This is a genomic window from Brachybacterium sp. AOP43-C2-M15 (assembly GCF_052446295.1).
Lineage (GTDB): Bacteria > Actinomycetota > Actinomycetes > Actinomycetales > Dermabacteraceae > Brachybacterium.
Genome location: NZ_JBQSWB010000003.1, coordinates 195,556 through 220,005, shown reverse-complemented (window position 1 = coordinate 220,005; position 24,450 = coordinate 195,556). Strand labels below are relative to the sequence as shown.

Sequence of the window (24,450 nt, the reverse complement as noted above, 5' to 3'; positions counted from 1 at the left end):
CCAGTCAGGAGCCCACCCCATGCTCTCCGTCGGCATCATCGGCACCGGGAACATCTCCCACGCGCATCTCGCCGCCTACCTCGCGTTCCCCGAGGAGGTGAGGATCGTGGCGCTCACGGACCTCGACCCCGCCAAGGCCGGGGCCGTGCGCACCGCCCACGGTCTCGCCGCCGCGTCGGTCCACGACGACGCGGCGGCGATGCTCGCCGCCGAGGACCTCGACCTGGTCTCGATCGCCACGCCCCCGGGCACGCACTGCGAGCTGACGGTCCTGGCGCTCGAGGCCGGGGTGGACGTCATCGTCGAGAAGCCGATGGCGCCCTCTCTCGAGGAGTGCGATCGCATGCTCGAGGCGCAGCGGCGCTCCGGGCGACTGCTCTCGGTGGTCGCGCAGAACCGGTTCCGCGACGACATGGCCCGGCTGAAGGCCGTGCTCGACAGCGGACGGATCGGTCGCGTGGCCCACGCCCGCATCGCCTCGGAGTGGTGGCGCGGCCGCGCCTACTACGACCTCTGGTGGCGCGGGACCTGGGACTCCGAGGGCGGCGGCCCCACCCTGAACCACGCGATCCACCACCTCGACCTCGCGCTGTGGCTGCTGGGCAGGCCGCTGGCGGTGGCGGCGATGATGACCAACGCCGCCCACGACAACGCCGAGGTCGAGGACCTGTCCGTCGCGATCCTGCAGTACGAGCGCGGTCTGGCGGAGCTCACCAGCTCCGTCGTCCACCACGGCGAGCAGCAGGAGATCGTGCTCCAGGGAGAGCGCGCGCGGATCTCCCAGCCCTGGGCGGCCGTCGCCGACACCGCTCGCCCCAACGGCTTCCCCGCCGACGGCGGGGACGCGGAGCTGGTGGCGGACCTCGAGGCTCTCGCTTCCGCCCAGGAGCCGCTCGCGCACACCGGCCATGCCGGGCAGGTGGGCGACGTGATCGCGGCGCTCCGCGACGGGCGCGCCCCGATGATCGACGGCGAGGCGGGAAAGCGCGCGATCGAGCTGGTCACGGCGATCTACGCGGCGGCGATCGAACGTCGCACCATCGATCTGCCGATCGCTCCCGACGATCCCTGGTACCGCTCGGGGACCCTCGTCGAGCGAGCTCCGCACTTCTTCGAGAAGACGGCCTCGGTCGCCTCCCAGGACGGCGACATCGACCTGGGCCCGTCGAGCAGGTGACGCAGTGCCTGCGGTGACGGGCCTGCAGTGACGGGCCGCAGTGCTCAGCCGAAGGACAGCGGCAGCATCGCGCCGCGCGGGCCGAGCTCCTCGAGCGCGGCCCTCTGCGCGGGTGAGGCCGCGCGACGCCCGGTGGCGATCCGCAGCGCGTCCGCGTCGGCCCAGCCCTCCGGCAGCCGGACCCGCAGCCGCCGCTCGACCATCGTGCGCGCGGCGGCGAGGCCCTCGGCAGGCGGCGCCTCCACGGCGCCCGACCGTTCCCGGGACAGAGGGGCGAGCAGGTCCAGGTGGTGCAGGGTCCACTCGAGCACGTGGGCGCCGAGGTAGTCGCGCACCGTGAGCACCTTCCCCTGGGTGGAGACCGGCAGGTCCGGGTGGGCGAGCCGCGCGGCCCTCTCGGCCGCCGCACCGAGGTCCTCGAGGTGATCGCGCAGCAGATCGGGCTCCTCGTACGCCGCGGCGAGCCGGACGGTGAGCCTCTCGAGCGGGTGCGTGCCGTCCGGAGGCGTCGCCGTCGGCGTCCAGAAGCTCAGCGCATCGGCGGTGGGGGCGGAGTCCGCGGGGGTGGCGAGGGTGATCAGCACGTCCTGCGCGTCGATCACGAGGTGTCCCACCAGGTCGCGCACCAGCCAGCCGCGGCATCCCGACGGCGCGGCGAAGGCGTCCTCGGGCAGGGCGTGGACCGCCCGGCGCAGCGCCGACCAGGTCAGGGTGAACAGATCCATCCCCGGACGGTAGCAATGCCGGCCGTCAGAGGTTCCAGATCACCGGGACCAGCACGATCTTCACCACGATGGTGAAGGCGAAGAGCGTCGCGTAGGCGGTCTCGATGCGCTCGTCGGCCCGCTTGGAGTTGGCGGCGTCGAGCACCGCGGGCTGACCGAGGAACCCGGCCACCGCACCCGCCGCCCGCGGGGCGGAGAGGTCCAGGATCCAGCGGGCCGCCACCAGCATCGCCGCGCAGCTGAGCGCCGCGACGACCGCGGAGAGAAGGGCCGCGCGCCAGGCCGTGGGCGAGCTGAGCACCGAGGCGACCTCCGGGCCGGCGGTGAGGCCCAGCCCGGCGAGGAAGAGCAGCAGGCCCAGCTGGCGCAGGGTGGTGTTGGCGCTTCCGGGCAGGGCCCACACCACGGGGCCGGTGCGACGCAGCGCGCCGAGCACCATGCCCACCAGGAGCGGACCGGCGGCCGGGCCGAGCGAGAAGCTGCCTCCCCCGGGCATCGGCAGGGTGACCAGTCCCAGGGCGAAGCCGAGCACGAGGCCGAGTCCGAGGGAGAGGACGTCGAGCTCGCTGGCCTTGCGGTCCGAGTCTCCGAGGAAGGTGTGCACGGCGTCCAGCTGGCGGCGGTCCACGACCACGGCGATCCGGTCACCCGGCTCGAGCACGAGGTCGTCCCGGGCGAGCAGCTCGAGATCGCCGCGGCGCACCCGGGTGACGACCGCGCCGAAGCGCACGGGCAGGTTCAGCTCGGCGATCGAGCAGGAGGCGAGGTCCGGGTTGGAGACCGTGAGGCGGGTGAACTCCACCAGGGAGCGGTCGTGGGCCACGTGCCGGTCGCTGCGCTCGCCCAGCACCTCGGTGACCGCCTCGACCGCGGCGGGCATGCCGACGGCGACCACCTCGTCCCCGGCCAGCAGGTCCTCCCCCGGCACGATCACGCGCACCCTGCCGTCGCGGCGCAGGTAGGAGAAGCGCACCTGCTGCTCGTGCCACTGGGGGACGTCGCGCAGGTTCACCGGATGCTGCACGAGCACCGTCGAGGACTGCAGGCTCCTCCCGGCCAGCGCCGGGGTGTCCTTGCGGCCGGGCCAGTTCCGGGTGACCACGGTCGAGACCAGCACGATCCCCACGATCACGCCGATCGGGTAGCCGAAGGCGTAGCCGACCGAGGGGGCGGAGGTCCCGGTGAGGCGGTCCGCGGCGTCGAGGGCGGGGGCGGCGGTGAGCGCGCCGGTGAACAGCCCCAGCGTGAGGTCCTGCGCGAGACCCAGCGCGTGCCCGAGGACGATGGTGGCGATCGCCGCGAGGACGGTGCTGAGGGTGGCGGCGGCCAGCAGCGGCAGCTGGCGGTTCAGCGAGCCGAAGAAGGCGGCGCCGGCGGAGATGCCGACGGTGTAGACGAACAACGCCAGTCCCAGCGACTGCACGATCTCCATCCCGGCACCCAGGTGCGGGGCGATCGCCGAGAGGGCCAGGCCCGTGAACAGCGCCCCGGCGGCACCGAAACGGACGCGCCCGAAGGGGATCGCGCCCAGCACCGCGCCGGTCGCGACGACCAGGAACAGCGTGAGCAGCGGGCTGCCCTCGAGGAGGTCGATCACGGAGATCCTTCCCGTGCCCGCGGGCGGCCACCGGGCGGGTGCGCGCTGGACGCGGGCACCGCAATGTGGCGTGTGCTCCCAGGCTACGGCCGACGGGCGCGCCCTGGGGCGGGGTTGTCCGAGGTCACGCCGTCGGATGCCGAGCGCCCGCGCGGGATGCGGGGGCACTGGGGCACTGGGGCACTGGGGCACTGGGGCACTGGGGCACTGGGGCACTGGGGCACTGGGGCACTGGGGCACTGGCAACATCCGGCACCTCGCCTCAGCGACCGACGTGATGCAGGACACTGGTTCTTCAGCCACCCTGCGGCGTCCTGTGCCTCGTGCCCCGTGCCCCGTCCCCCTCCTCGCGACGACGCGCCCCGTCGTCCGCGAACGACGGGCGGGAGTGCCGGACCCGGAGCAGGACCGTTGCCGGCGCGCCGCGCCCCCGATCGAAAGGACCCCCATGGCCGCCTCCGAAGGAGCCGACTACGCCCCCGCCGCGATGCCGAAGCCGGTCGTCGAGACCGGCGAGTTCGTCTTCGCCGCCATGCATCTCGACCACGGCCACATCGGTGGCATGACGCAGGGCCTGATCGGCGCGGGCGGCACCCTGAAGTGGGTCTACGACCCCCAGCCCGAGCGCGCCGCCGCCTTCCAGGAGAAGTTCCCGGAGGTTCGGATCGCGAGCAGCGAGGAGGAGATCCTCGCCGACGAGGAGGTGCTGCTGGTCGCCGCGGCCGGCGTGCCCGCCGACCGCGCCGCGCTCGGGATCCGGGTGATGGAGGCCGGCAAGGACTACTTCACCGACAAGACCCCGCTGACCACCCTGGACCAGCTGGCCGAGGCGAAGGCCGCGGTGGAGCGCACCGGCCGGAAGTACGCGGTGTACTACTCCGAGCGGATCCACGTCGAGGCCGCGGTGCTCGCCACACAGCTCATCGAGCAGGGCGCGATCGGGAAGGTCATCCAGGTCCAGGGGATGGGCCCGCACCGGATCGGCGACCCCTCGACCCGCCCGGACTGGTTCTTCGAGCGCGCCCGCTACGGGGGCATCCTCACCGACATCGGCTCGCACAACTTCGAGCAGATGCTCACCTTCACCGGCTCCGACGACGCGGAGATCCTCTCCTCCTCGATCGGCAACTTCGGCAACCCCGAGCACCCCGAGCTCGACGACTACGGCGACGCCCACATCGCGCTGTCCTCCGGCGCCACCGGCTTCGTCAGGGTGGACTGGTTCACCCCCGCGGGTCTGCGCACCTGGGGCGACGGCCGCACCTTCGTGGTGGGCACCGAGGGCTACCTCGAACTGCGCAAGTACATCGACGTCACCACGGACAACGGCCCCAACCAGGTGATCCTGGTGGACGGCGAGGGCGAGCACCGCCTCGAGGCCGACGGCAAGGTGGGCTACCCCTTCTTCGGCGACCTCATCCTCGACGTGCTGCACCGGACCGAGAACGCCATGACCCAGGAGCACGCGTTCAAGGCCGTGGAGCTGGCCCTCAGGGCTCAGGAGCAGGCCCGGGAGCTCACCGGGCGGGCGGGCTGAGCGCCGCTCCTCGCCAGCCCCGCCCCAGAGCCCCCGCCCGCAGACCTCCACCTGCAGACCTCCACCCGAAGAGCTCCACCCGAAAATCTCCGCACCTCCCGAAGGGCCCGACGAGCCGTGCTCTCGTCGGGCCCTTCGTCGGCTCCGACCTGCGCGTCGACGGATCGTGACCCCACTGAGTCCCGGCCGCCTTGACCCCGGCTAGTCAGAGGGATTAACTTACGTGCACCGACGGTAGTTTCCGAAAGATTTCGGCCAAGTGTCGGACCGTGACCATGGAGGCAGCAATGATGCAACCCACTCGCCGCACGACCCTCGCCGGCCTCGGCCTGTCGATCCCCACCCTCGCCGCGCTCAGCGCCTGCGGAGGCGGAGCGCAGCCCACCGGCGGCGCCGGCTCGTCCTCGAGCCTGTCCGTCTGGGCCCTCACCGGCGCGAAGCAGGACACCTACCAGGAGTCCTTCGACTCCTGGGACGAGGACAACCCCGACAACCCCTTCGCCGTCGAGTTCTTCGCGAACGACTCCTACAAGGAGAAGATCCGCACCTCGATCGGCTCCGGGAACGCCCCCACCCTGGTGTTCAACTGGGCCGGCGGCACCCTTGCCGACTACGTGGCCAGCGACGCCGTCGTGGACCTCACCGGCAAGGTCGACGACATCCTCGGGCGCAGCATCGAGTCGATCGGCGCGATCGGCGAGATCGACGGCGCCCAGTACGGGGTCCCGAACAACGACACCCAGCCGGTGATCCTCTACTACAACACCGCCCTGTTCGAGGAGCACTCGGTCACCCCGCCCACCACCTGGGACGAGCTGTTGACCGCGGTCGAGACGTTCTCCGAGGCCGGCATCACCCCGATCTCCCTGGCCGGGCAGAGCGTGTGGCCCGAGCTGATGTACATCCAGTACCTCACCGACCGCATCGGCGGAGAGGGTGTGTTCCAGAAGGTCGTGGACGGCGAGGCCGACGCCTGGTCCGATCCCGCCATCACCTCCGCCCTGGAGTCGATCGTCGAGCTGATCGACGCCGGGGCCTTCGGCTCCGGGTTCGGCTCCGTGAGCGCCGACGCGGGCGCGGACGCCGCCCTCGTCCACACCGGCCAGGCCGCGATGCTGCTGCAGGGCAGCTGGGTCTACGGCACCTTCAAGCAGGACGCCCCGGACTTCGTCGCAGAGGGCAACCTGGGCTTCCTGAACTTCCCCGCGGCCGACGGCGGCGAGGGCGATCCGGCCAACGTGGTCGGCAACCCCGCCAACTACTGGTCGATCTCGGCGGACGCCGACGAGGAGATCCAGGAGCTGGCCATCAAGTACCTCAACGAGTACAACCTCAACGAGGAGATGGTCGACAGCTTCCTGGAGATGGGCGCGATCCCGGCCGTCGAGGGGCTCGAGGACAAGTTCACCGGGCTGGACGACGAGGACTTCCTCTCCTTCGCCTACGACATGGTCCTCAGCGCGCCGCACTTCCAGCTGTCCTGGGACCAGGCGCTGGCCCCGGCACCGGCGCAGGAGCTGCTGACCAATCTCTCGCGCATCTTCCTGAAGGAGATCGAGCCCGACGAGTTCGTCACGAACATGAACGCGACGCTCGACTCATGACCCCAGCGCAGTCCCCTGCCTCCTCCCCCGCCGACTCGACGGCGGGCGGGGGCGCGCCCCGGCCCGATGACACCGTCGGCCGGGGCGGGCCCTCCGCCCGCGCGGACGGACCGGGCCGGTCCTCGTCCAAGCGCCTGCGGACCGCGCCGAGCAACTGGCTGCTCGCACCGGCGCTGAGCTTCTTCGGAGTGTTCGCCCTCCTGCCGCTGCTGGGCGTCGTGGTGCTGTCCTTCTTCGCCTGGGACGGGCTGGGCACCCCGCAGTTCGCCGGTCTGACGGCCTGGTTCCAGGTGTTCCAGAACCCGGTGACCATGAACGCCATGAAGCTGACGCTGCTGCTGACGGTGCTCAGCTACGTGGTGCAGTTCCCGCTGAGCCTGCTGCTGGGCGCCTTCATGGCCGGCCACCAGCGCTACCGCGAGGTCTTCTCGGTGCTGTACTTCCTGCCGCTGCTGTTCTCCGCGGCGGCCGTGGGCATCACCTTCAAGGCCCTGCTGGACCCGAACTTCGGGATGTCCCGCGCCTTCGGGACGGACCTCCTGCGGCAGGACTGGCTGGGCTCGCCGAACCTCGCGTTCTACACCGTGATCATGGTGATCTCGTGGTCGTTCGTGCCGTTCCACTCGCTGCTCTACCAGGCGGGAGTGCGCCAGATCCCCGTCTCGATGTACGAGGCGGCGACCCTGGACGGGGCGGGGCGGGTGCGGCAGTTCTTCAACGTCACCCTGCCGCAGCTGAAGTACACCATCGTCACCAGCTCGACCCTGATGCTGGTGGGGTCGCTGACCTACTTCGACCTGGTGTTCATCCTCACCGGGGGCGGGCCCGGCAACGCCACCCGGATCCTGCCGCTGGACATGTACCTGACCGGCTTCCGCTCCTACCAGATGGGCCCGGCCAGCGTGATCGCCGTGATCCTGGTGGTGGTGGGGCTGACGCTCGCACTGCTCCTGAACCGGCTCTCGGGGTCGGACCGCATGGAGAGCCAGATGGAGGGCGCCTGAGATGACCACGACCACCCACCGTTCCCCCAACGTCGTCGGCGGCCTGCTGGGCTTCGCCTGGCTGCTGGTGATCCTGGTGCCGATCTACTACATCGTCATCACCAGCATCCGGCCGCGCGAGGACTACTACTCCTCGAACCCGCTGTCGCTGCCCAGCGAGTTCACCCTCGAGCCGTTCCAGTACGTGCTCGAGAACGACTTCCTGCGCTACTTCGCGAACTCCGTCTTCGTCACCGTGCTGACCGTCTTCGCCGTGGTGACGGCCTCGTTGCTGGCCAGCTACGTGATCGTGCGCTCGCGCACCCGCCTGGCGCGGTTCAGCCAGAAGCTGTTCCTCATGGGCATCGCGATCCCGATCCAGGCCACGATCATCCCCGTCTACTACCTGATCGTGGAGATGGGGCTGTACGACACCCTGTGGGCGCTGATCCTGCCCTCGATCGCCTTCGCCATCCCGATCACCGTGCTGATCCTGACGAACTTCCTGCGGGACGTCCCCAAGGAGCTGTACGAGTCGATGACGGTCGACGGAGCGAGCGACTGGCAGATGTTCCGCTCGCTGGTGCTGCCGCTGGCCAAGCCCGCGGTCGTCACCGTCGGGATCTACGACGCCCTGCAGGTGTGGAACGGGTTCCTGTTCCCGCTGGTGCTCACCCAGAGCTCCGACAAGCGGGTCCTGCCGCTGTCGCTGTGGGCGTACCAGGGTGAGTTCACCGTGAACATCCCGGCCGTGCTGGCCGCCGTGATGCTCTCCGCACTGCCGATCCTGGTGCTGTACATCGCCGGCCGGCGACAGCTGATCAGCGGCCTGACCGCGGGCTTCAGCAAGTAGGACCGTGGCGCCCGGGCTCGGTGCGCTGTGCCGCCGTGCTCAGGCCGCGAGGTCGAGGGTGTGCTGGAGCAGCGCGTCCACGCAGTCCGCGAGGCAGAAGCCCTCGCCTCCGGTGGTCGCGGCGATCCGCGCGGGGTCCGTCGGGCGCGCTCCTGCGCCGGGCGGGCCCTCGTCGTCGTCCGTCCGGGCGCCGTCCGCGCCGGGTCCGACGGGGACCGACGGCTCCTCCTCTCGGGCCACCAGCAGGTGCTCGAACAGGGCCGGCCACCGGGCCTGGACGGGGCGCCCGGTGCCGTCGAGCACCTGGAAGCGCGGCTGGTGCGGCGAGCTGCGCGCAGGATCGCGGACGAGCCGGAGGCCGCCCTCGTGGACCATCACGTGATGGCGTCGGCACAGCAGCGCGAGGCCCTCGAGATCGGTCGTGCCGCCCTCGGACCAGGGCGTGGTGTGGTGGGCATCGAGGTGCTTCGCCTGGTGGCAGCCGGGAAAGGTGCAGGTGGTGTCGCGCAGGCGCAGCGCTCTGCGCTGGGCCCGGGAGGCCAGACGCCGTGACCTGCCCAGGTGCAGGATCTCGCCGCCGGCATCCGTGATCTTCAGGGCGACCTGGCCGGTGCAGGCGAGACGCTCCGCGGTGCGCGCCTCGAGCGGCCCCGCGTCGAGCACGCCGCAGCGCTGCGGCGTTCCCGCGGGAACGTCCGGGGCCGCTCGGCCCTCTGGTGCTGCGCCGTCCGACGTTCCCGCGGGAACGTGCTCTGACGGTGCGCCTGGCGTTCCCGCGGGAACGCCCCGACGGAGGGACTCCGCGCTGACCTCGACGACCACGAGGTGGCGGTCCTCGCCGGAGCGGTCGTCGGGCTCCGCGTCGAGGTAGGTGCGGGCGAGGTTGTGGAGCGCGTCGGCGCCGCGCTGTTCGAGGGTCGCGGCGCCGGTGATCTCGGCCGAGCGCTCGGCGATGGCGTCGCTCCCAGCGCCCGCACCGGCTCCGCTCTCGGCGGCGGAGAGGGAGGCAGGAGCGGCGGCGCGATGGGCCGCGGCGTCGGGAGCAGGCGGGGCGGTGCCGTCACGATCCCGTGCGAGCTCCAGCGCGGTGACCACCTCGGCTCCCGTCTCGGCGGGCAGCACGGCGCGGATCTCGATCATCCCGTCCTCGCGCACCTGCCACCGGGCCTGCCGGTTCGCCTCCTGACCCAGTCGTGAGCCGTCGACCGCGCGGAAGGCGGAGAGGGTGCGGGCGAGCTGCGAGGCCGTCATCGCGCGGGCCATGTCGACGAGGACCTCCTCCTCCACGCGGTCGGCGACGCGGGTCATCTCGCGCACCTTGGAGTACGAGAGGCGACCGGCCCGGAACTCCTCGACCGTGCGGGGCATCGCGGGGAGCGCACGAGCGACCCGCACATGCTCCCGCGCGGTGCCCGGCGACATCGAGCACGCCCAGGCCAGCCAGTGCGCCGTCGACTTCACGCCCACGAAGCACCCCGATCCCTCACGGGCGTCGAACTCGGCGACCATCAGCAGCAGCTCACAGGTCGCCTCGGCGATGTGCGCGGCCTGCTGCTGGATCCGTTCGCCGAGCCGCTCTGCACCAGCGCAGTCCAAGGGCTCCGTCGTGAAGGACGGTCCCGGCCCGGACGTCCCTGACCCTTCCGCTGAGGAGGAGCTCGAGGGCGGCGGCGCGATGGTCATGGCAGTCTCCATCCGATGGGGCATCCTGATCCACCACCAGCCCATCAGGAGCTCACCGGTCCTACCACCTCAACCGCAGGAATGTGGACGGCGAGGTCCTGTGGAGGAACCGTCCGTCCGCGACGCCGGCTCCCGAGGCCCGTTCCGAGCCTCGAGCACGGCACCTCGAGCACCGCGCCGTCGGCTCCCGGGGCCGCAGCGTCTCCTGGCGCTCAGCACCTCCCGACGACCCCGGCCGCAGCAGTAGTCCCAGTCCCAGCCCCAGTCCCAGCCCCAGGCTTCATCACAGCCCCAGCACGGCCGTCGCGATCGTGAAGTAGATGATCAGCCCGGTCGCGTCGCAGAAGGTGGAGATGAAGGGGTTGGAGAACACCGCAGGGTCCGCGCCGACCTTCTTCGCGACCAGCGGCATCAGCCCGCCGACGATCGCGGCCATGGTGCAGATGGACAGCAGCGTCAGCCCCATCACCGTGCCGATCGCGATCCCGTAGACGAGCCCGGCGACGACGAAGCCCAGCGAGCCGAGCACGGCGCCGAGCATCGCGCCGACGCGCAGCTCCCGCCACACCACCCGAGGCAGGTCGCGCACGCGCACCTCCCCCACGGCGAGCGCGCGGGTCACGGTGGTCGCGGCCTGATTGCCGGTGTTGCCGCCGGTGCCCGTCAGCAGCGGGATGAACAGGGCCAGGATCACCACCTGGTCGAGCCGGTCCTCGAAGACCTCGAGCACCTGCACGGTGAGGATCGCCGAGACCGCGAGCACCAGCAGCCAGACGATCCTGCTGCGCACGATCCGCAGGATGGGGGTGGCGAGATAGGAGCGCGGCAGCGGCTCGGAACCGCTGGTGCGAGCGGAGTCCTCGGTGTTCTCCTGCTCGAGGATGTCCACCGCGTCGTCGACGGTCACGATGCCCACCAGCCGCCCCTCGCCGTCCACGATCGGCATCGCCAGCAGCTTGGCGGCGAAGAAGCGCCGAGCGGCGTCCTCGCGGTCGTCGGTGGCCGCGGCGTGCACCGCGAGGTGGGCGAGATCGCCGACGCGCGCGTCCTCGTCGGCGACCAGCAGGCGCCGCAGCCCGATCACGCCGAGCAGGATCCGCGAGGCGTCGACGACGGGCAGGAGATAGATGGTCTCCGGCTCCTCCGCGTGGGCTCGCACGTGGGCGAGGGCCTCCCCCACGGTGTGCTCGGGATGCAGCGTGAGCACCTCCGGGGACATGTAGCGCCCGATCGCGTGGCGCGGATAGCCGAGGACCGCCGTGGTCATCGCCCGCTCGTCGGCGTCGAGGCCGTGCATGAGGCGCTCGGCGACCGAGGCGGGCAGCTCGTCGAACAGCGACGCGCGGTCGTCAGGGTCCAGATCGCCGATGATGTCGGCGACCTGCGGGGTGCGCAGGGCGGAGATCAGCTCGGCCTGGTGCTGCGGCGGGAGCGCCTCGAAGACGGCGAGGGCCTCGGCCTTGTCGAGCACCCGGAACAGCAGAGCGGCCTCGGTGGCCGGGCGGGTCTCGACCAGGTAGACGAGTTCGCCGACGGGGAGCAGCTGCGCCTCGAGGCCGAGCTGCTCGAGCTCGGCCTCGCTCTGCGGATCGGCGCGCAGCAGGGCCCGGACGGTCTCGAGGGTCGCGCTGGATGAGGTCACGCGGTCATTGTCCCCGATGGACCCGACGGACCCGCCCGAGGAGCGGCCCCCGCTCGGCGTCGCGGGCCGCGCCGCTTACCGTGGGACCGTGGGATCGCACGACGGCGCCGTCGGCGGACCGGGCCGGCATCCGGGGCAGCACCCGGTGGCCGCTCGCGGCACCGACGGAGGACGGCACCCCGCGCCGGTCGACCCCTTGCTAGACTGTTGCGAAGTGCAAAACATGCATTCCGCATAACAAAACGATGGGAATGGTCGGCCGTCGACCGACCTCGGGACCGCACCGACGACGGCGCCTGCCGACGTCGCCGTTCCCCCGCATCGCCCAGCCTGACCAGCCCGACCAGCCCGACCAGGAGGTTCACGTGCCGGCATCCGGCTCCGTCCCCGCGCTCGACCGTTCACGCCTGAGCGGGCTCCCGCTGCTGGGCGCCTCCGCCCCGCGCGATCCCGCGCGGGCCGGCATCATCCACCTGGGCCTCGGGGCCTTCCACCGTGCCCATGGCGCCGTGCACACCGCCCGCGCCCTCGCGGCCGAGGAGGGCGACTGGGGGATCATCGGCTTCGCGAACCGCTCCCGCTCGGTGGTCGATCCGATGGCGCGCCAGGACGGCCTGTACAGCCTGCTCGAGCTCTCCGACACCGGCATCCGGGCGGACGTGGTGGACGTGCACCGCGGGTTCGGCGTGATGGCCGAGGATCCCCTGGCCGTGGTGCGAGAGATCGCGACCCCGGCCCGCCGTCTGCTGACCCTCACCGTCTCCGAGGGCGGCTACTCCGTCTCGCCCCGCACCGGGAGCCTGGACGTCGACTCCCCCGCGATCCGCGCCGATCTCGAGGACCCCCGAGCGCCGCGCAGCGTGATCGGCCTGCTCGCCCGCGGCCTCACCGAGCGCGCGGCCGACGGGGAACCCTTCACGGTGCTGCCCTGCGACAACGTCGCCTCCGCGGGGCGCACCGCCCGGCGCATGCTCACCGAGTTCCTCGAGCTCTCCGGTGCGCAGGAGGACGTGCTCGCCTATGTGCGCGACAGCGTCTCCTTCCCCGACGCCATGGTGGACCGGATCGCGCCGGCCACCACGGCGGGGACGAGCGACCAGGTCGCCGAGCTGCTGGGCGTGCGCGACGACGCCCCGGTGCGCACCGAGCGCTTCTCGATGTGGGTGATCGAGGACGACTTCGCCGCGGGGCGCCCGGCCTGGGAGCGCGGCGGCGCGATCCTCACCCCTGATGCGGCAGAGGTCGAGAAGTACGAGCAGGTGAAGCTGCGCATCCTCAACGGGCCGCACTCGCTGATCGCCTATCTCGGGGCGCTCGACGGCCGGGTCATCGTGCCCCAGGCCTTCGACCAGGACTGGATCGCCGAGGCGGCCCTCGCGCTGATCCATGACGAGAACCTGCCCACCATCGACCTGCCGGTCGGCTTCGACACGGCCGGGTACATCGAGGACCTCACCCACCGCTGGCGCAATCACGACCTCGGCCATCGCACCCGGCAGGTGGGGTCCGACGGGTCGATGCGCCTGCCGCAGCGCCTCCCGGCTCCCGCCCTGTTCCATCTCGAGGCGGGGCGGATGCCCGCCCTGCTGGCCCTGACGATCGCGGCCTGGTTCGCCTGCGTGGTCCCCCCGCGGGGATTCGACCCCGGGGAGCAGGCGCTGGCCATGACCGATCCGGCGCAGGCGCACCTGCAGGAGATCGCCTCCCGGGCCGCCACCCCGTCCGAGCACGCACGCATCCTGCTCGAGAGCGGCTGCCTCACCGCGGAGCTCGGCGCCCACCGCGACTTCGTCGACCTCGTCGGCGCCCTGCTCACCACCATCGTCACTTCGGGACCGCGCGCCGCGGCCGCCGAGGCTCACACCGCGTCGCTGAAGGAGAACCCCTGATGAAGGCCCTGACCATCCACGCCGCCGAGGACATCCGCTGGGAGGACGTGCCCGAGGTCGAACCCGGCCCCGACCAGGTGCGCCTGCGCATCAGGTACGTCGGCATCTGCGGCTCCGACCTGCACTACTACTTCCACGGCGCGAACGGCGCCTTCGTGATCACCGAGCCGCTGATCCCGGGCCACGAGCTCTCCGCCGTCGTGGACCTCGACCCGAGCGGCGAGTTCGCGCCGGGCACGCCGGTCACCGTGCACCCCGCCCGGTACGGCACCAGCGCGCCGGACATCGAGGACCGCCCCCACCTGTGGCCGGGAGGGGACTACCTGGGCAGCGCGAGCGTCACCCCGCACCGCCAGGGTGCCGCCGCGGAGCACATCGTCATCGACCGCGCGAACCTGCGCCGCCTGCCCGAGTCGCTGCCGCTGCAGCGCGGCGCCCTCGCCGAGCCATTCGCGGTCGCGCTGCACGCCGTGACCATCGCCGGCGACGTCACCGGGAAGAGGGCCCTGGTGCTGGGGGCGGGCCCGATCGGGCTGCTCGCGGTCGCCGCGCTGCTGCACCGCGGCGCCGCCTCGGTGGACGTGACCGACGTGCGCCCCGAGCCGCTCGAGCGCGCCCGTGCCCTCGGCGCCGATCGCGCGATCCTGGTGACCGAGGACGCCCCCGAGAAGGACACCTACGACGTGGTGCTCGAGTGCTCGAGCGCCCCGGTCTCGCTGTCCTCCGCAGTGCAGGCCGTGCGCCCTGCCGGGATCATCGTGCAGGTCGCGATCCTCCCGGACAAGGAGATCCCGGTGAACCTCGCCGCCCTGGTGGCCAAGGAGGTCCAGCTGCGCGGCACCCAGCGCTTCGACACCGAGATCGACGAGGCCATCGAGCTGCTCACCGAGGATGCGCGCTTCGACGCCGTGGTCACCCAGTCGATCCCCGCCGCGGAGGCCGAGAGCGCCTTCGCGACCGCGAAGGACGCCTCCCGCTCCGCCAAGGTGCTGCTGGAGCTCTGAGCCTGCCCTCTCGCCCCGATCACGCCGCTCGTCCCCACCCCGAAGGAGACCCGCCATGACCACCGAGTCCCGCCCGCCGCTCCCCGAGCGCACCGCCGCCGCCCGGCTGATCGTCGTGATCCGCGGGGAGCGCGCCGACCAGTACGCGCCCGTGCTCGAGACCCTCGCGGGCGCCGGCATCCGCTCCGTGGAGCTGACGCTGTCCACGCCCGGCACCCTCGAGCAGCTGCCCGCCCTGCTGGAGCGCTTCGGCGACCGGATGGACATCGGGATCGGCACCGTCACCGACCCCGAGGACCTGCGCACCGCCGCCGGGAGCGGCGCGCACTACATCGTCACCCCGATCACCCGTGCGGACCTCCTCGAGGCGGCCGCGGAGACCGGGATCGCGATCGTGCCCGGAGGCCTGACCCCGAGCGAGCTGCACGCCGGGTGGGCCGCGGGGGCTGCGGCGGTGAAGGTGTTCCCGGCCTCCGTGGTGGGCCCCGGGTACATCAAGGACCTGCGCGGACCGTTCCCCGGGATCCGGGTGATCCCCTCGGGCGGCGTGGACCTCGAGGCGGCACGGGCCTGGCTGCGGGCGGGGGCGGAGGCGGTCTCCGTCGGCGGCCCGCTGCTGGGCGACGCCCTCGCCGGCGGCAGCCTCGAGGACCTCGCCGACCGCGCCGCGCAGTTCGTCGGCGTGACCACGCGCGAGGCGGGCGCATGACCGAGCGGCCCCGGGTGGTGACCGTCGGCGAGACGATGGCGCTGCTGCGCAGCGCGGCCGTCGGCTCCCTCGCCCACCTGCCCAGCGTGGACATCGCCGTCGGCGGGGCGGAGTCGAATCTCGCCATCGTGCTGCGGCGCCTCGGGGTGCCCACGGCCTGGATCAGCCGGGTGGGCGACGACCCGCTGGGCACACGGGTGGTGCGCGAGATCCGCGGCGAGGGCGTCGAGGTGCGCTGCACGGTCGATCCGTCGCGGCCGACGGGACTGATGGTGAAGTCCCGGCCCAGCGCCACCACCACCCGGGTGGACTACTACCGGGCCGGGTCCGCGGCCTCCGCCCTGAGCCCGCAGGACCTGCCCGAGGGGCTCCTCGAGCAGGCCGAGATCCTGCACGTCAGCGGGATCACGCCGCTGCTCTCGCCGAGCGCGCACGCCACCGTCGCCACCGCCGTGCAGCGCGCCGCCGCGGCGGGAGCGCTGGTGAGCCTCGACGTGAACTACCGCTCTCGGCTCGGGACGCGGGAGCAGCTCGGGGAGCTGCTCGGCGAGGTGCTCGAGCACGTGGACATCCTCTTCGGCGGGCCCGAGGAGCTGAGCATCCTCACCCCCGAGACTCCCGGGGCCCCCGTGACCTCCGGGACCCCCGCGGCCGACGAGGACCCTGGGCTCTCCGGGAGCGACACCCCCGCCCTGCTGCGTTCCCTCGCGCGCGAGGGCCGCCAGGTGGTGGTCAAGCGCGGGGCCGACGGCGGGGCCGCACTGGCGGACGGGGAGATCCACGAGGCGCCTGGGCATCGCATCGAGGTGGCCGACACCGTCGGCGCCGGGGACGCCTTCGTGGCCGGGTACCTCAGCGCCCAGCTGGACGGGCTCGACGTGCCCGGGCGACTGGCCCGGGCGAATGCCTGCGGGGCGCTGGCCTGCACGACTCCCGGGGACTGGGAGGGCGCGCCGTGGCCGGCGGACCTCGAGGCGCTGCTCGCCGGGGACGCCGCGGATCCTGTGAGCCGCTGAGCGGGCGGCGGGGCCGCTCCTGCTCACCTGGTTCGCAATGCTCACTTGTTTTAGTTCGCAATGCGAACTACTATGCGGAGCGTGACGACCACCCCTCCTCCCACTCCTTCCTCGGCGAGCACCCCCGCGGGCGACCCTGCTGACGTCCCCGCGACCCTCACCGCGGGCGACCCTGCGGACAGCCGGGCGGACAGCCCTGCGGCCGACACTGCCGCCGGCGACCTGCCCCAGCACCTCGCGCTCGTGTGCAGCCAGTTCTCCCGGCTCGCCGCGCGCCGCTCCGAAGTGGGCGTCGGGACGGTGTCCTGGCGGGTCGTCGCCACGATCGAGCGCTACGGTCCGCTGCGCCTGAGCGAGATCGCCGACCGGGAGCGCGTCTCGCGCCCCACGGCGACGGCCGTCATCAAGCGTCTCGAGGAGGAAGGGCTCGTGCGGCGCGAGGCCGACCCCGACGATTCCCGCTCCTCGCTGGTCTCCACCACCGCGCAGGGCTCCGCTCAGCTGGTCGCCTGGCGCGAGCAGCTCGCCGTCGGCGTCGGGGGTCTTCTCGAGCAGCTCCCCGCCGAGGACCACGCCGTGCTCGAGCGCGCCGCCGGGATCCTCTCCGCCCTGGTCGACGCGCACGACTCCTGAGCTGCCGCCCGCCCCTGTCCCGCACGACCCTGTCCTGCGCGGCCCCGTCCCGCACGGCCCTGGGCCCTCCGGCCCCGGCCACCCCGCCCTGCCCGCACCCGTCCCGACCCGTCCCCGACCCGTCCCGACCCGTCCCCGAAGGAGACCCCGCATGTCAGCACCCGTCCGCGACGCCACGGCGCCGAGTCCCGCAGCATCCTCCGCTCCCACCCTGCGCGAGGCGTTCCGGCAGCCGAAGGCGGTGTGGGCGATCGCCTTCGCCGCGACCGTGTCCTTCATGGGCATCGGCCTGGTGGACCCGATCCTCCCGGCCATCAGCGAACAGCTGCACGCCTCCCCCTCGCAGTCGATGCTGCTGTTCACCAGCTACCTCTTCGTCACCGCGATCGCCATGTTCTTCACCAGCTGGTTCGCCTCGCGGCTCGGCACCCGCACCACGCTGCTGATCGGCCTGGGCCTCGTGGTGCTGTTCTCCGCGCTGTGCGCGGGCTCCGGCAGCGTCGGCGAGATCATCGGCCTGCGCGCCGGCTGGGGCCTCGGCAACGCCCTGTTCATCTCGACGGCGCTGGCCGCGATCGTGGGCGCGACCGCCGGGCCCAGCGCCGGCGCGATCATGCTCTACGAGACCGCGCTCGGGATCGGCCTGGCCGTCGGCCCGCTGCTCGGCGGAGTGCTGGGCCACGTCTCCTGGCGCGCGCCCTTCGCCGGCACCGCGGTGCTGATGGGCATCGGCGTCATCGCGATCCTCGCCCTGCTGAAGAAGGAGGAGCGCCCCGCGCGGGTCTCCCCGCTCGCCGCGCTGAAGGCGCTCGCGCACCCCGCCCTGCGCACCCTCGCGCTGACGGCCGTCTTCTACAACTTCGGCTTCTTCGTGCTGCTGGCGTACTCGCCCTTCCCGCTCGAGGCGATCGCCGCCAGGCAGGGCACCGCCTTCGGGGCTCTCGGCATCGGGTACGTGTTCTTCGGCTGGGGCCTCGCGCTCGCGATCACCTCGGTGTTCGTCGCCCCCGTGCTCACGCGACGACTCGGACTGCTCCCCACCCTGCTGGGCACCCTCGGCGCGCTCACCCTGGTGATGCTCGCGCTCATGCTCTCCACCTCCTCGATGGTCGCCATGATCGCGCTGATCGTGACCGGCGGTCTGCTGCTGGGCATCATGAACACGGCGCTGACCGAGACGGTCATGGAGGCCACCGACCTGCCCCGCGGCGTGGCCAGTTCCGCCTACTCCGGCGTGCGCTTCCTGGGCGGCGCGGTGGCCCCGGCCGTGGCCGGTCCGCTCGCCGCGGCCACCACCGTGGGAGCGCCCTACCTGATGGCGGCCGCCGCGCTCGTGCTCAGCATGCTCATGCTGGTCATCGGCCGACGGACGCTCTCGCACGTCGGTCAGCACCACCTCACCGCCGTCGAGGAGGCCGAGGCGATCACCGCCGGCGACGAGGTCTGATCGCGCCGTCGGCCCGGCGGTCGGCCCGCTCTCAGCGCCCCGCGGCGTAGCCCTGCGCGCCGCGGGAGTTGGCCGCGGCGCGGAGGATCCCGGTGCCCGGGTCCCGCATCACGCAGGAGAGCCGGCCGAGGGACCAGTCCCCCGCCCGCACCACCTCGTGACCGCGGGCCGCGAGCGCGGAGAGAACCTCCTCGCCGAGCCGGTCCTCGACCACCGCAACGCCCGGGGACCAGGTGCGGGGCCAGAACGAGCCCGGCGCCGAGAGGGTGTGCAGGGCCGGGGCGTCGATCGCCTGCTGCAGCTCGAGCCCGCCCACGAGCACCCGCAGCAGGAACAGCAGCTGCCACTGATCCTGCTGGTCGCCGCCGGGCGATCCGCAGGCCAGCACCGGGGCGCCGTCACGCAGCACGAGCGTCGGGGTGAGCGTGGTGCGCGGGCGCTTCCCGGGGCGCAGTGCCGACGGCACCGCCGCGTCCAGCCACATCATCTGCAGCCGGGTGCCCAGACAGAACCCGAGGCCGGGGACGGTGGGCGAGGACTGCAGCCACCCGCCCGACGGGGTCGCGCTGATCATGTTGCCCCAGCGGTCCACGACGTCCAGGTGGCAGGTGTCCCCGCGCGCCTCGCCGTTCGCCCGCACCGTCGGCTCCCCGGAGCCGTGCGCGATCGCCCCGCCGGTCTCCCGGGCGTGGTCCTCCACGGTGAGCAGCGGCGGGGCCGGGGCGTCCCGGCCCCCGAGGGCGCCCGGGCGGAACTCCCGGGAGGCCTCCGCACCGATCAGGGCCCGACGGGCGGCGAGGTACTCGGGGGCGAGCAGGGCGCCGAGGTCCAGGTCGCGGTCGCCGAAGTGGGCGTCGCGGTCGGCGAGGACCAGCTTGAGGGTCTCCAGGATCGTGTGCGCCCCGAGCTCGGTGGAGGGGTCCAGGCGCTCGTCGTCGAGGTCGTCGAGGATCCCGAGGGCCTGCAGCAGGGCGGGTCCCTGCCCCCACGCCCCGGTCTTGGCGACGGTCCAGCCGCGGAAGGTCGTGGTCGCGGCCGGCTCGACGGTGGCGCGGGCGGCGGCGAGGTCCTCGAGGGTGATCACGCCGGCGTGATCGGCGCCGTCGGAGTGGCGGTGCGGGGTGCGCAGGAACTCGACGATCGCATGGGCGACCGGACCGGTGCGCCACCGCTCACGGGCCGCCTCGATCCGGGCCACCCGGCCGACCTCGGCATCCGAGGTCCCGTCGGCGCTCTCCGCTCCGACGCCCTCGCCCGCCGCGACGAGGTCCCGCAGCACCGCCGCGTACTCGGGGTTGCGCACCAGGTCGCCGGGCCGAGGCGGCCGACCCTGCGGCATCCAGCGCTCGGCGGAGCTGGGCCAGTGCTCGGTGAAAGTCCCGGAGACGGCCCCGATCTGCGCGCAGACCCGCTCGAGCACGGGGTGCCCGTTCTCCGCGCAGTCGATCGCGTGGGCGAGGACGTCGCCGAGCTCCCAGGTGCCGTGCTCGGCGAGGACCATCAGCCAGGCGTCGACCGCGTACGGCACGGCGGCGGCGAGCGCCCCGGTGCCCGGCACCGCGGTGAGGCCCTCGGAGAGATAGTGCTCGATGGTCGCTCCCGCGGGCGCAGGGCCCTGCCCCGCGATGACCACGGGCGTCGGGTCCTCGGCGGTGGCGAGGAGCGCCGTCATGTCGCCGCCGGGCCCGTTCAGGTGCGGCTCGACCACGTGCAGCACGAAGGCGCCGGCGGTCGCCGCGTCGAAGGCGTTCCCGCCCCGCTCGAGCACGCTCTGCATGGTGGCGGTCGCGATCCAGTGGGTCGAGGCGGTCATCCCGAAGGTGCCCTCGAGAGTGGGCCGAGTGGTCGGCCCTGGAGGGACACGGAAGGTGGGACCGGCCTGCGGGGCTGGATCCTCGAGCGGGGCTGGATCGTCGAGCGGGGCTGGGTCGTCGGGCTGGGCTGGGGTCACCGGGGTCTCCCGTCGGAGGGCGTCGGCCGGGCGGCCCCGGGCCCGAGGGCCCGGCCCGGCCGGCGAGGGGTCGGTTCTCTGCGGGGACCTCCGCCCTGGACGGCGCGCAGTCCTCGCAGGGAACAGTCTCGCAGGGGATGCCGGATCAGCAGCGCCACCTCACCAGTCGTGCACGGATCCGTCGCGCAGGCGGTTCACCGGCAGGTAGGCGGGCACGTACTCGTGCGCGGCGGCCGCCTCGCGGTCCAGGTCGACGCCCAGGCCCGGGGTCTCCCCCGGGTGGAGCAGACCGCCCTCGAAGCGGTAGCCGGTGCGGAACACGGACAGCGTGGTCTCCGAATGCGGCATGTACTCCTGGATCCCGAAGTTGTGGATCGCGAGGCCCAGGTGCAGGTTCGCGGCCATGCCCACCGGGGAGACGTCCGTGGGGCCGTGGAAGCCCGAGCGGATGCCGTAGATCCCGGCGAAGGTCATGATCTGGCGCAGCCCGGTGATGCCGCCGGCATGGGTGGCGGAGGAGCGCACGTAGTCGATGAGCCGCTCGGTGATCAGGGTCTGGTAGTCGTGGACGGAGTTGAACACCTCGCCGATGGCGAGCGGCGTGGTCGAGTGCTGGCGCACCAGGCGCAGGGCGGTCTGGTCCTCGCCGGGGGTGCAGTCCTCGAGCCAGAACGGGTCGTAGGGCTCGAGCGACGTCGCCAGGCGTGCGGCCTCGATGGGGCTCATGCGGTGGTGGCCGTCGTGCAGGAGCCGCAGCTCGCCGCCGAACTCCTCGCGCACGCCCTCGAACACCGACGGCAGGTGGCGCAGGTAGGCGCGGGTGTCCCAGGTCTCCTCCGTCGGCCGCATGGCGGAGCCGGCCGCCGTGCGCCCGGCCGGTTCGTACTCGTACTTCCCGCCGGGGGCGGAGTCGTGCACGCCGTAGATCTGGTCGAGCCCGGGGACCCCGGCCTGGATCCGCACCGCCCGGAAGCCCTGCTCGAGGTAGCCGTGGATGGCCTCGTTGAGCTTCTCGATCGTGGTGCCGGAGGCGTGGGCGTAGCTGAGCAGGCCGGTGCGGGAGGCCCCGCCGAGCAGCTTGTACAGCGGCACCCCGGCCTTCTTCGCGGCGATGTCCCACAGCGCCATGTCGATCGCGGCGACGGCGGCCATGGTCACCGGGCCGCGGCGCCAGTACGGGCCGCGGTAGAGGTACTGCCAGATCGACTCGATCTGCGACTCGTCGCGGCCGATGAGGGTGGGGGCCACGTGGTCGCGCAGGTAGGAGACGACGGCGAGCTCGCGGCCGTTGAGGGTGCCGTCGCCCAGGCCGACGATGCCGTCGCTCGTGGTCACCACGGCGGTGACGAAGTTGCGGCCGGGGCTGGTGACGTCGACGTCGATGCGGTCGATGGCCATGGGATGGTCCTCCAGGAGGGGTGGTGGGCGAGAGCGGCGGTGCCTGCGGGGCGGTGGCCGACGGAGCAGGCGAGAAGACGAGAGGGATCGGCAATCCGTGCTCCTGCGAGGGTGGCACGGACCGGGCCGTCACATGGCCGGGTTCGGATCGGTGAGATCGCGGCCGGCGACCTCCTTCATCCAGAGCGCGGCGAACAGGGCGCAGCCGCTGAAGAACATGATGATCACGGCGACCGGGATCCAGGAGCCGGTCGCGGCGACGATCGCGGCCGCGATGACGGGGGTCGCGCCGGTGGCGACGATGGCCGCGACCTCGCGGACCACGCCGGTGGCCTGGTAGCGGTTCCTCGCCCCGAAGATCTCGGGCAGGGCCAGGTTCTCCATCGAGGCCAGCGACATCACGCCGATGTTGTGCAGCACCACGTAGCCGAGGACCACCTGCCAGGTCACCCCGGAGACGATGAGCAGCAGGCAGGGGATCGCGACCAGCACCCCGATGGCGCTCATGACCGTGTACATCGTCTTGCGGCCGAAACGGTCGCCGAGCAGGCCGATGCCGGGCACGGTCACGAAGGCGACCAGCGAGGAGATGATGACGACCTCGGTGCTGAGCTTCTTGTCCAGCAGCAGGAACACGGTCATGAAGGAGATCAGGTAGGTCTGGATCATGCCGGAGTTGCCCGCCTGGCCGAACCGCAGCAGGAAGGCGACGGCCACGGACTTCACGGTGAGCGAGCGGGCGCGGCGGAACTGGGCCGCCTCGGCGGGGGCCTCCCCGGCCCGCACCTCGGCGGTCGCGACGGCCTCGCCGTCCACCACGTCGTCCCGAGCCTCGAAGACGGGGCTCTCCTTGAGGTTGAAGCGCACCCACACGGCGAAGACCATGACGAGGGCGCTGGCGACGAAGGGGATGCGCCATGCCCAGTCGAGCAGCTGCTGCTCGGTGACGGCGAAGAGCAGGATCGCCCAGATGCCGGAGGCGAACAGGGTCCCGCAGTTGGTGCCGAGCGCCACCAGCGAGGCGACCAGGCCGCGTCGGCGCGTCGGCGCGTACTCGGCGAGCATCACGCCGGCACCGGAGATCTCGGCACCCGCGCCGAAGCCCTGCAGCAGGCGCAGCAGCACGAGCAGAGCCGGAGCGAGCAGGCCGACGGTCTCGTAGGTGGGCAGCACGCCGATGAAGGTGGTCGCCAGACCCATCAGCACGATCGTGTAGAAGAGGACCTTCTTCCGGCCGATCCGATCGCCCATGCGCCCGAAGTACCAGGCGCCGACGGGCCGGGCGACGTAGCCCACGCCGTAGGTGGCCATCGCGCCGATGACCGCCATGCCGGGGTCGTCGGAGGCGAAGAACAGCTGACTGAACACGAGTGCGGCGGCCAGGGAGTAGAGCTGGAAGTCCATGAACTCCAGCGCCGTGCCGAGCCATCCGGAGACGGCGGCGCGCACCAGGTCCGCGACGGAGCGGGTGGGCTGGGTCGCGACGGGCGCGGGCTCCTGGGGTCGGTCCATCGACGCGACGTGGGTCGGCGAGGTGTTCATCGTGCTCCTTTGCGCGGCTGCGGACCGCCGGGTCCTCGATCGGCCGACGGGCGTCGCCCCGATCCCTTGACGTTCCATATCGTGGAACGCTAGTTTTGTCATGCGCGACGAGCATAGACCTCGATCGGGAACGGCGGCAACGTCCTCCGCGTCCCGGGAGCGGGATGCCGCACGCGCCGACCCTCGACCGCGCCGATCCCGGAGACAATGAGCCCATGACGGATCCCCTGACGACTCCGCGCCCGTCCGCCGACTCCCCCGTCGGCGCCTCCCCCGTGGGCAGCGTCGACAAGGCGCTGATCCTGCTCGAGCTCCTCGCCGAGGCGGGGCCCGACGGCACGACCCTGCGCGACATCGCCGCCGCGAGCGGGTTCAACAAGGCCTCGGTCCACCGCCTGCTGCGGGCGCTGATGCACCGGGGCTTCGCCGAGCAGGTCGAGGCGGATCAGACCTACCGCCTGGGCAGCGCGCTGCCGCTGCTGGCTGGACGGTTCGAGCAGGGCGAGAACCTCCCGGTGCTGATGGCGCCCGCGCTCGCGGCCATCTCGCAGGAGGTGCAGGAGCTGGTGCACCTGGGGAGGCTGGACGGGCCGCACGTGCTCTACCTCGACAAGGTCGAGCCCGAGCGGGCGCTGCGGGTGTGGTCGCGGGTGGGCAGCCGGGCCCCGGCGGCGCGCACCGCGATGGGGCGCGCGATGCTCACGGCCGACGGGGTGCGCGGACCGGCGCTCGCCGCCTACGCCCGGGCGACCCAGCGCCAGGAGGCGGATCCGGGCCGGGTGATCACCCCGGAGCACCTGGCGGAGGTGGTCGCCGAGGCGGAGTCACGCGGCTGGGCCGCGGAGATCGAGGAGAACGAGCCGGGCATCGCCTGCGTGGGCGTCGCGCTGGTGCGTCCGGGCGGGCGCTCGGTCTCGGTGAGCGTGACCGGTCCGATCGAGCGGATGGACGCCCGGCGCCGCACGGAGGTGGGCGAGCTGCTGCGCGCCGAGCTCGGCGCCCTCGCGCCCACCGGCTTCGAGGTGGCCCCGCGCGTCTGAGGTGCCCGCCGAGGGCGCTG

The 24,450-nt window shown here is 72.7% G+C and carries 19 protein-coding genes; 12 read left to right on the top strand and 7 right to left on the bottom strand.

Annotated features, from left to right (window positions below; all coding sequences use genetic code 11):
• Positions 1-19 precede the first annotated feature (19 nt).
• Positions 20-1,177 (top strand): Gfo/Idh/MocA family protein, encoded by a 1,158-nt coding sequence (locus ACT3SP_RS04800; protein WP_444586102.1) that lies wholly within the window; start codon positions 20-22, stop codon positions 1,175-1,177.
• A gap of 44 nt (positions 1,178-1,221) precedes the next feature.
• On the opposite strand, the gene ACT3SP_RS04795 is transcribed toward ACT3SP_RS04800, so the two are convergent.
• A complete protein-coding gene (locus ACT3SP_RS04795; RefSeq protein ID WP_444586101.1) occupies positions 1,222-1,902 on the bottom strand; it encodes a maleylpyruvate isomerase N-terminal domain-containing protein in 681 nt (226 codons plus the stop codon).
• Between the two features lie 25 nt (positions 1,903-1,927).
• A complete protein-coding gene (locus tag ACT3SP_RS04790) occupies positions 1,928-3,499 on the bottom strand; it encodes an aspartate:alanine exchanger family transporter (protein ID WP_444586100.1) in 1,572 nt (523 codons plus the stop codon).
• Between the two features lie 448 nt (positions 3,500-3,947).
• Between ACT3SP_RS04790 and ACT3SP_RS04785 the strand changes: the two genes are divergently transcribed.
• From ACT3SP_RS04785 to ACT3SP_RS04770, 4 genes are all read left to right on the top strand, one after another.
• Positions 3,948-5,036 (top strand): Gfo/Idh/MocA family protein, encoded by a 1,089-nt coding sequence (locus ACT3SP_RS04785; protein ID WP_444586099.1) that lies wholly within the window; start codon positions 3,948-3,950, stop codon positions 5,034-5,036.
• A gap of 287 nt (positions 5,037-5,323) precedes the next feature.
• Positions 5,324-6,640 (top strand): extracellular solute-binding protein, encoded by a 1,317-nt coding sequence (locus ACT3SP_RS04780; RefSeq protein ID WP_444586098.1) that lies wholly within the window; start codon positions 5,324-5,326, stop codon positions 6,638-6,640.
• A complete protein-coding gene (locus tag ACT3SP_RS04775) occupies positions 6,637-7,644 on the top strand; it encodes a carbohydrate ABC transporter permease (protein ID WP_444586097.1) in 1,008 nt (335 codons plus the stop codon). Before ACT3SP_RS04780 ends, ACT3SP_RS04775 begins: the two co-directional genes overlap by 4 nt.
• Before the next feature lies 1 nt (position 7,645).
• The gene (locus tag ACT3SP_RS04770; RefSeq protein WP_444586096.1) at positions 7,646-8,476 is read left to right on the top strand and encodes a carbohydrate ABC transporter permease; all 831 of its coding nucleotides are present in this window, start codon (positions 7,646-7,648) and stop codon (positions 8,474-8,476) included.
• Between the two features lie 39 nt (positions 8,477-8,515).
• Here ACT3SP_RS04770 and ACT3SP_RS04765 read toward each other — a convergent pair whose 3' ends face one another.
• A complete protein-coding gene (locus ACT3SP_RS04765) occupies positions 8,516-10,159 on the bottom strand; it encodes a DUF222 domain-containing protein (RefSeq protein WP_444586095.1) in 1,644 nt (547 codons plus the stop codon).
• Positions 10,160-10,442: 283 nt separating this feature from the next.
• The gene (gene mgtE / locus ACT3SP_RS04760) at positions 10,443-11,801 is read right to left on the bottom strand and encodes a magnesium transporter (RefSeq protein ID WP_444586094.1); all 1,359 of its coding nucleotides are present in this window, start codon (positions 11,799-11,801) and stop codon (positions 10,443-10,445) included.
• A gap of 365 nt (positions 11,802-12,166) precedes the next feature.
• Here mgtE and ACT3SP_RS04755 point away from each other — a divergent pair, with 365 nt between their 5' ends.
• The 6 genes from ACT3SP_RS04755 (at position 12,167) to ACT3SP_RS04730 (ending at position 18,499) form a co-directional block, all read left to right on the top strand.
• Positions 12,167-13,690: a mannitol dehydrogenase family protein gene (locus ACT3SP_RS04755; protein WP_444586093.1), complete on the top strand. Its 1,524-nt coding sequence runs from the start codon at positions 12,167-12,169 to the stop codon at positions 13,688-13,690.
• A complete protein-coding gene (locus tag ACT3SP_RS04750; RefSeq protein ID WP_444586092.1) occupies positions 13,690-14,694 on the top strand; it encodes an L-idonate 5-dehydrogenase in 1,005 nt (334 codons plus the stop codon). The genes ACT3SP_RS04755 and ACT3SP_RS04750 overlap by 1 nt, the downstream gene beginning before the upstream one ends.
• A gap of 55 nt (positions 14,695-14,749) precedes the next feature.
• Positions 14,750-15,403, top strand: a complete 654-nt coding sequence (locus ACT3SP_RS04745) for a bifunctional 4-hydroxy-2-oxoglutarate aldolase/2-dehydro-3-deoxy-phosphogluconate aldolase (protein ID WP_444586091.1) — start codon at positions 14,750-14,752, stop codon at positions 15,401-15,403.
• Complete coding sequence (locus tag ACT3SP_RS04740; RefSeq protein ID WP_444586090.1) at positions 15,400-16,419, top strand: sugar kinase; 1,020 nt, start codon at positions 15,400-15,402, stop codon at positions 16,417-16,419. Before ACT3SP_RS04745 ends, ACT3SP_RS04740 begins: the two co-directional genes overlap by 4 nt.
• An 81-nt stretch (positions 16,420-16,500) precedes the next feature.
• On the top strand, positions 16,501-17,052 hold the full coding sequence (locus tag ACT3SP_RS04735; protein ID WP_444586089.1) for a MarR family winged helix-turn-helix transcriptional regulator: 552 nt from the start codon (positions 16,501-16,503) through the stop codon (positions 17,050-17,052).
• A 151-nt stretch (positions 17,053-17,203) separates the two neighbouring features.
• Positions 17,204-18,499: an MFS transporter gene (locus ACT3SP_RS04730; protein WP_444586088.1), complete on the top strand. Its 1,296-nt coding sequence runs from the start codon at positions 17,204-17,206 to the stop codon at positions 18,497-18,499.
• Between the two features lie 31 nt (positions 18,500-18,530).
• On the opposite strand, the gene ACT3SP_RS04725 is transcribed toward ACT3SP_RS04730, so the two are convergent.
• The 3 genes from ACT3SP_RS04725 to ACT3SP_RS04715 all read right to left on the bottom strand — a co-directional run bounded on the left by ACT3SP_RS04725 (position 18,531) and on the right by ACT3SP_RS04715 (position 23,390).
• Positions 18,531-20,312, bottom strand: coding sequence for a gamma-glutamyltransferase family protein (locus ACT3SP_RS04725; RefSeq protein ID WP_444586196.1), 1,782 nt, complete (start codon positions 20,310-20,312; stop codon positions 18,531-18,533).
• Positions 20,313-20,609: 297 nt separating this feature from the next.
• A complete protein-coding gene (manD, locus tag ACT3SP_RS04720; protein ID WP_444586087.1) occupies positions 20,610-21,848 on the bottom strand; it encodes a D-mannonate dehydratase ManD in 1,239 nt (412 codons plus the stop codon).
• A 129-nt stretch (positions 21,849-21,977) separates the two neighbouring features.
• On the bottom strand, positions 21,978-23,390 hold the full coding sequence (locus tag ACT3SP_RS04715; protein WP_444586086.1) for an MFS transporter: 1,413 nt from the start codon (positions 23,388-23,390) through the stop codon (positions 21,978-21,980).
• Between the two features lie 215 nt (positions 23,391-23,605).
• Here ACT3SP_RS04715 and ACT3SP_RS04710 point away from each other — a divergent pair, with 215 nt between their 5' ends.
• Positions 23,606-24,430 carry an IclR family transcriptional regulator gene (locus ACT3SP_RS04710; protein WP_444586085.1) on the top strand — a complete coding sequence of 275 codons (825 nt, stop codon included), beginning with the start codon at positions 23,606-23,608 and terminating at the stop codon, positions 24,428-24,430.
• The last annotated feature ends 20 nt before the right edge of the window (positions 24,431-24,450 follow it).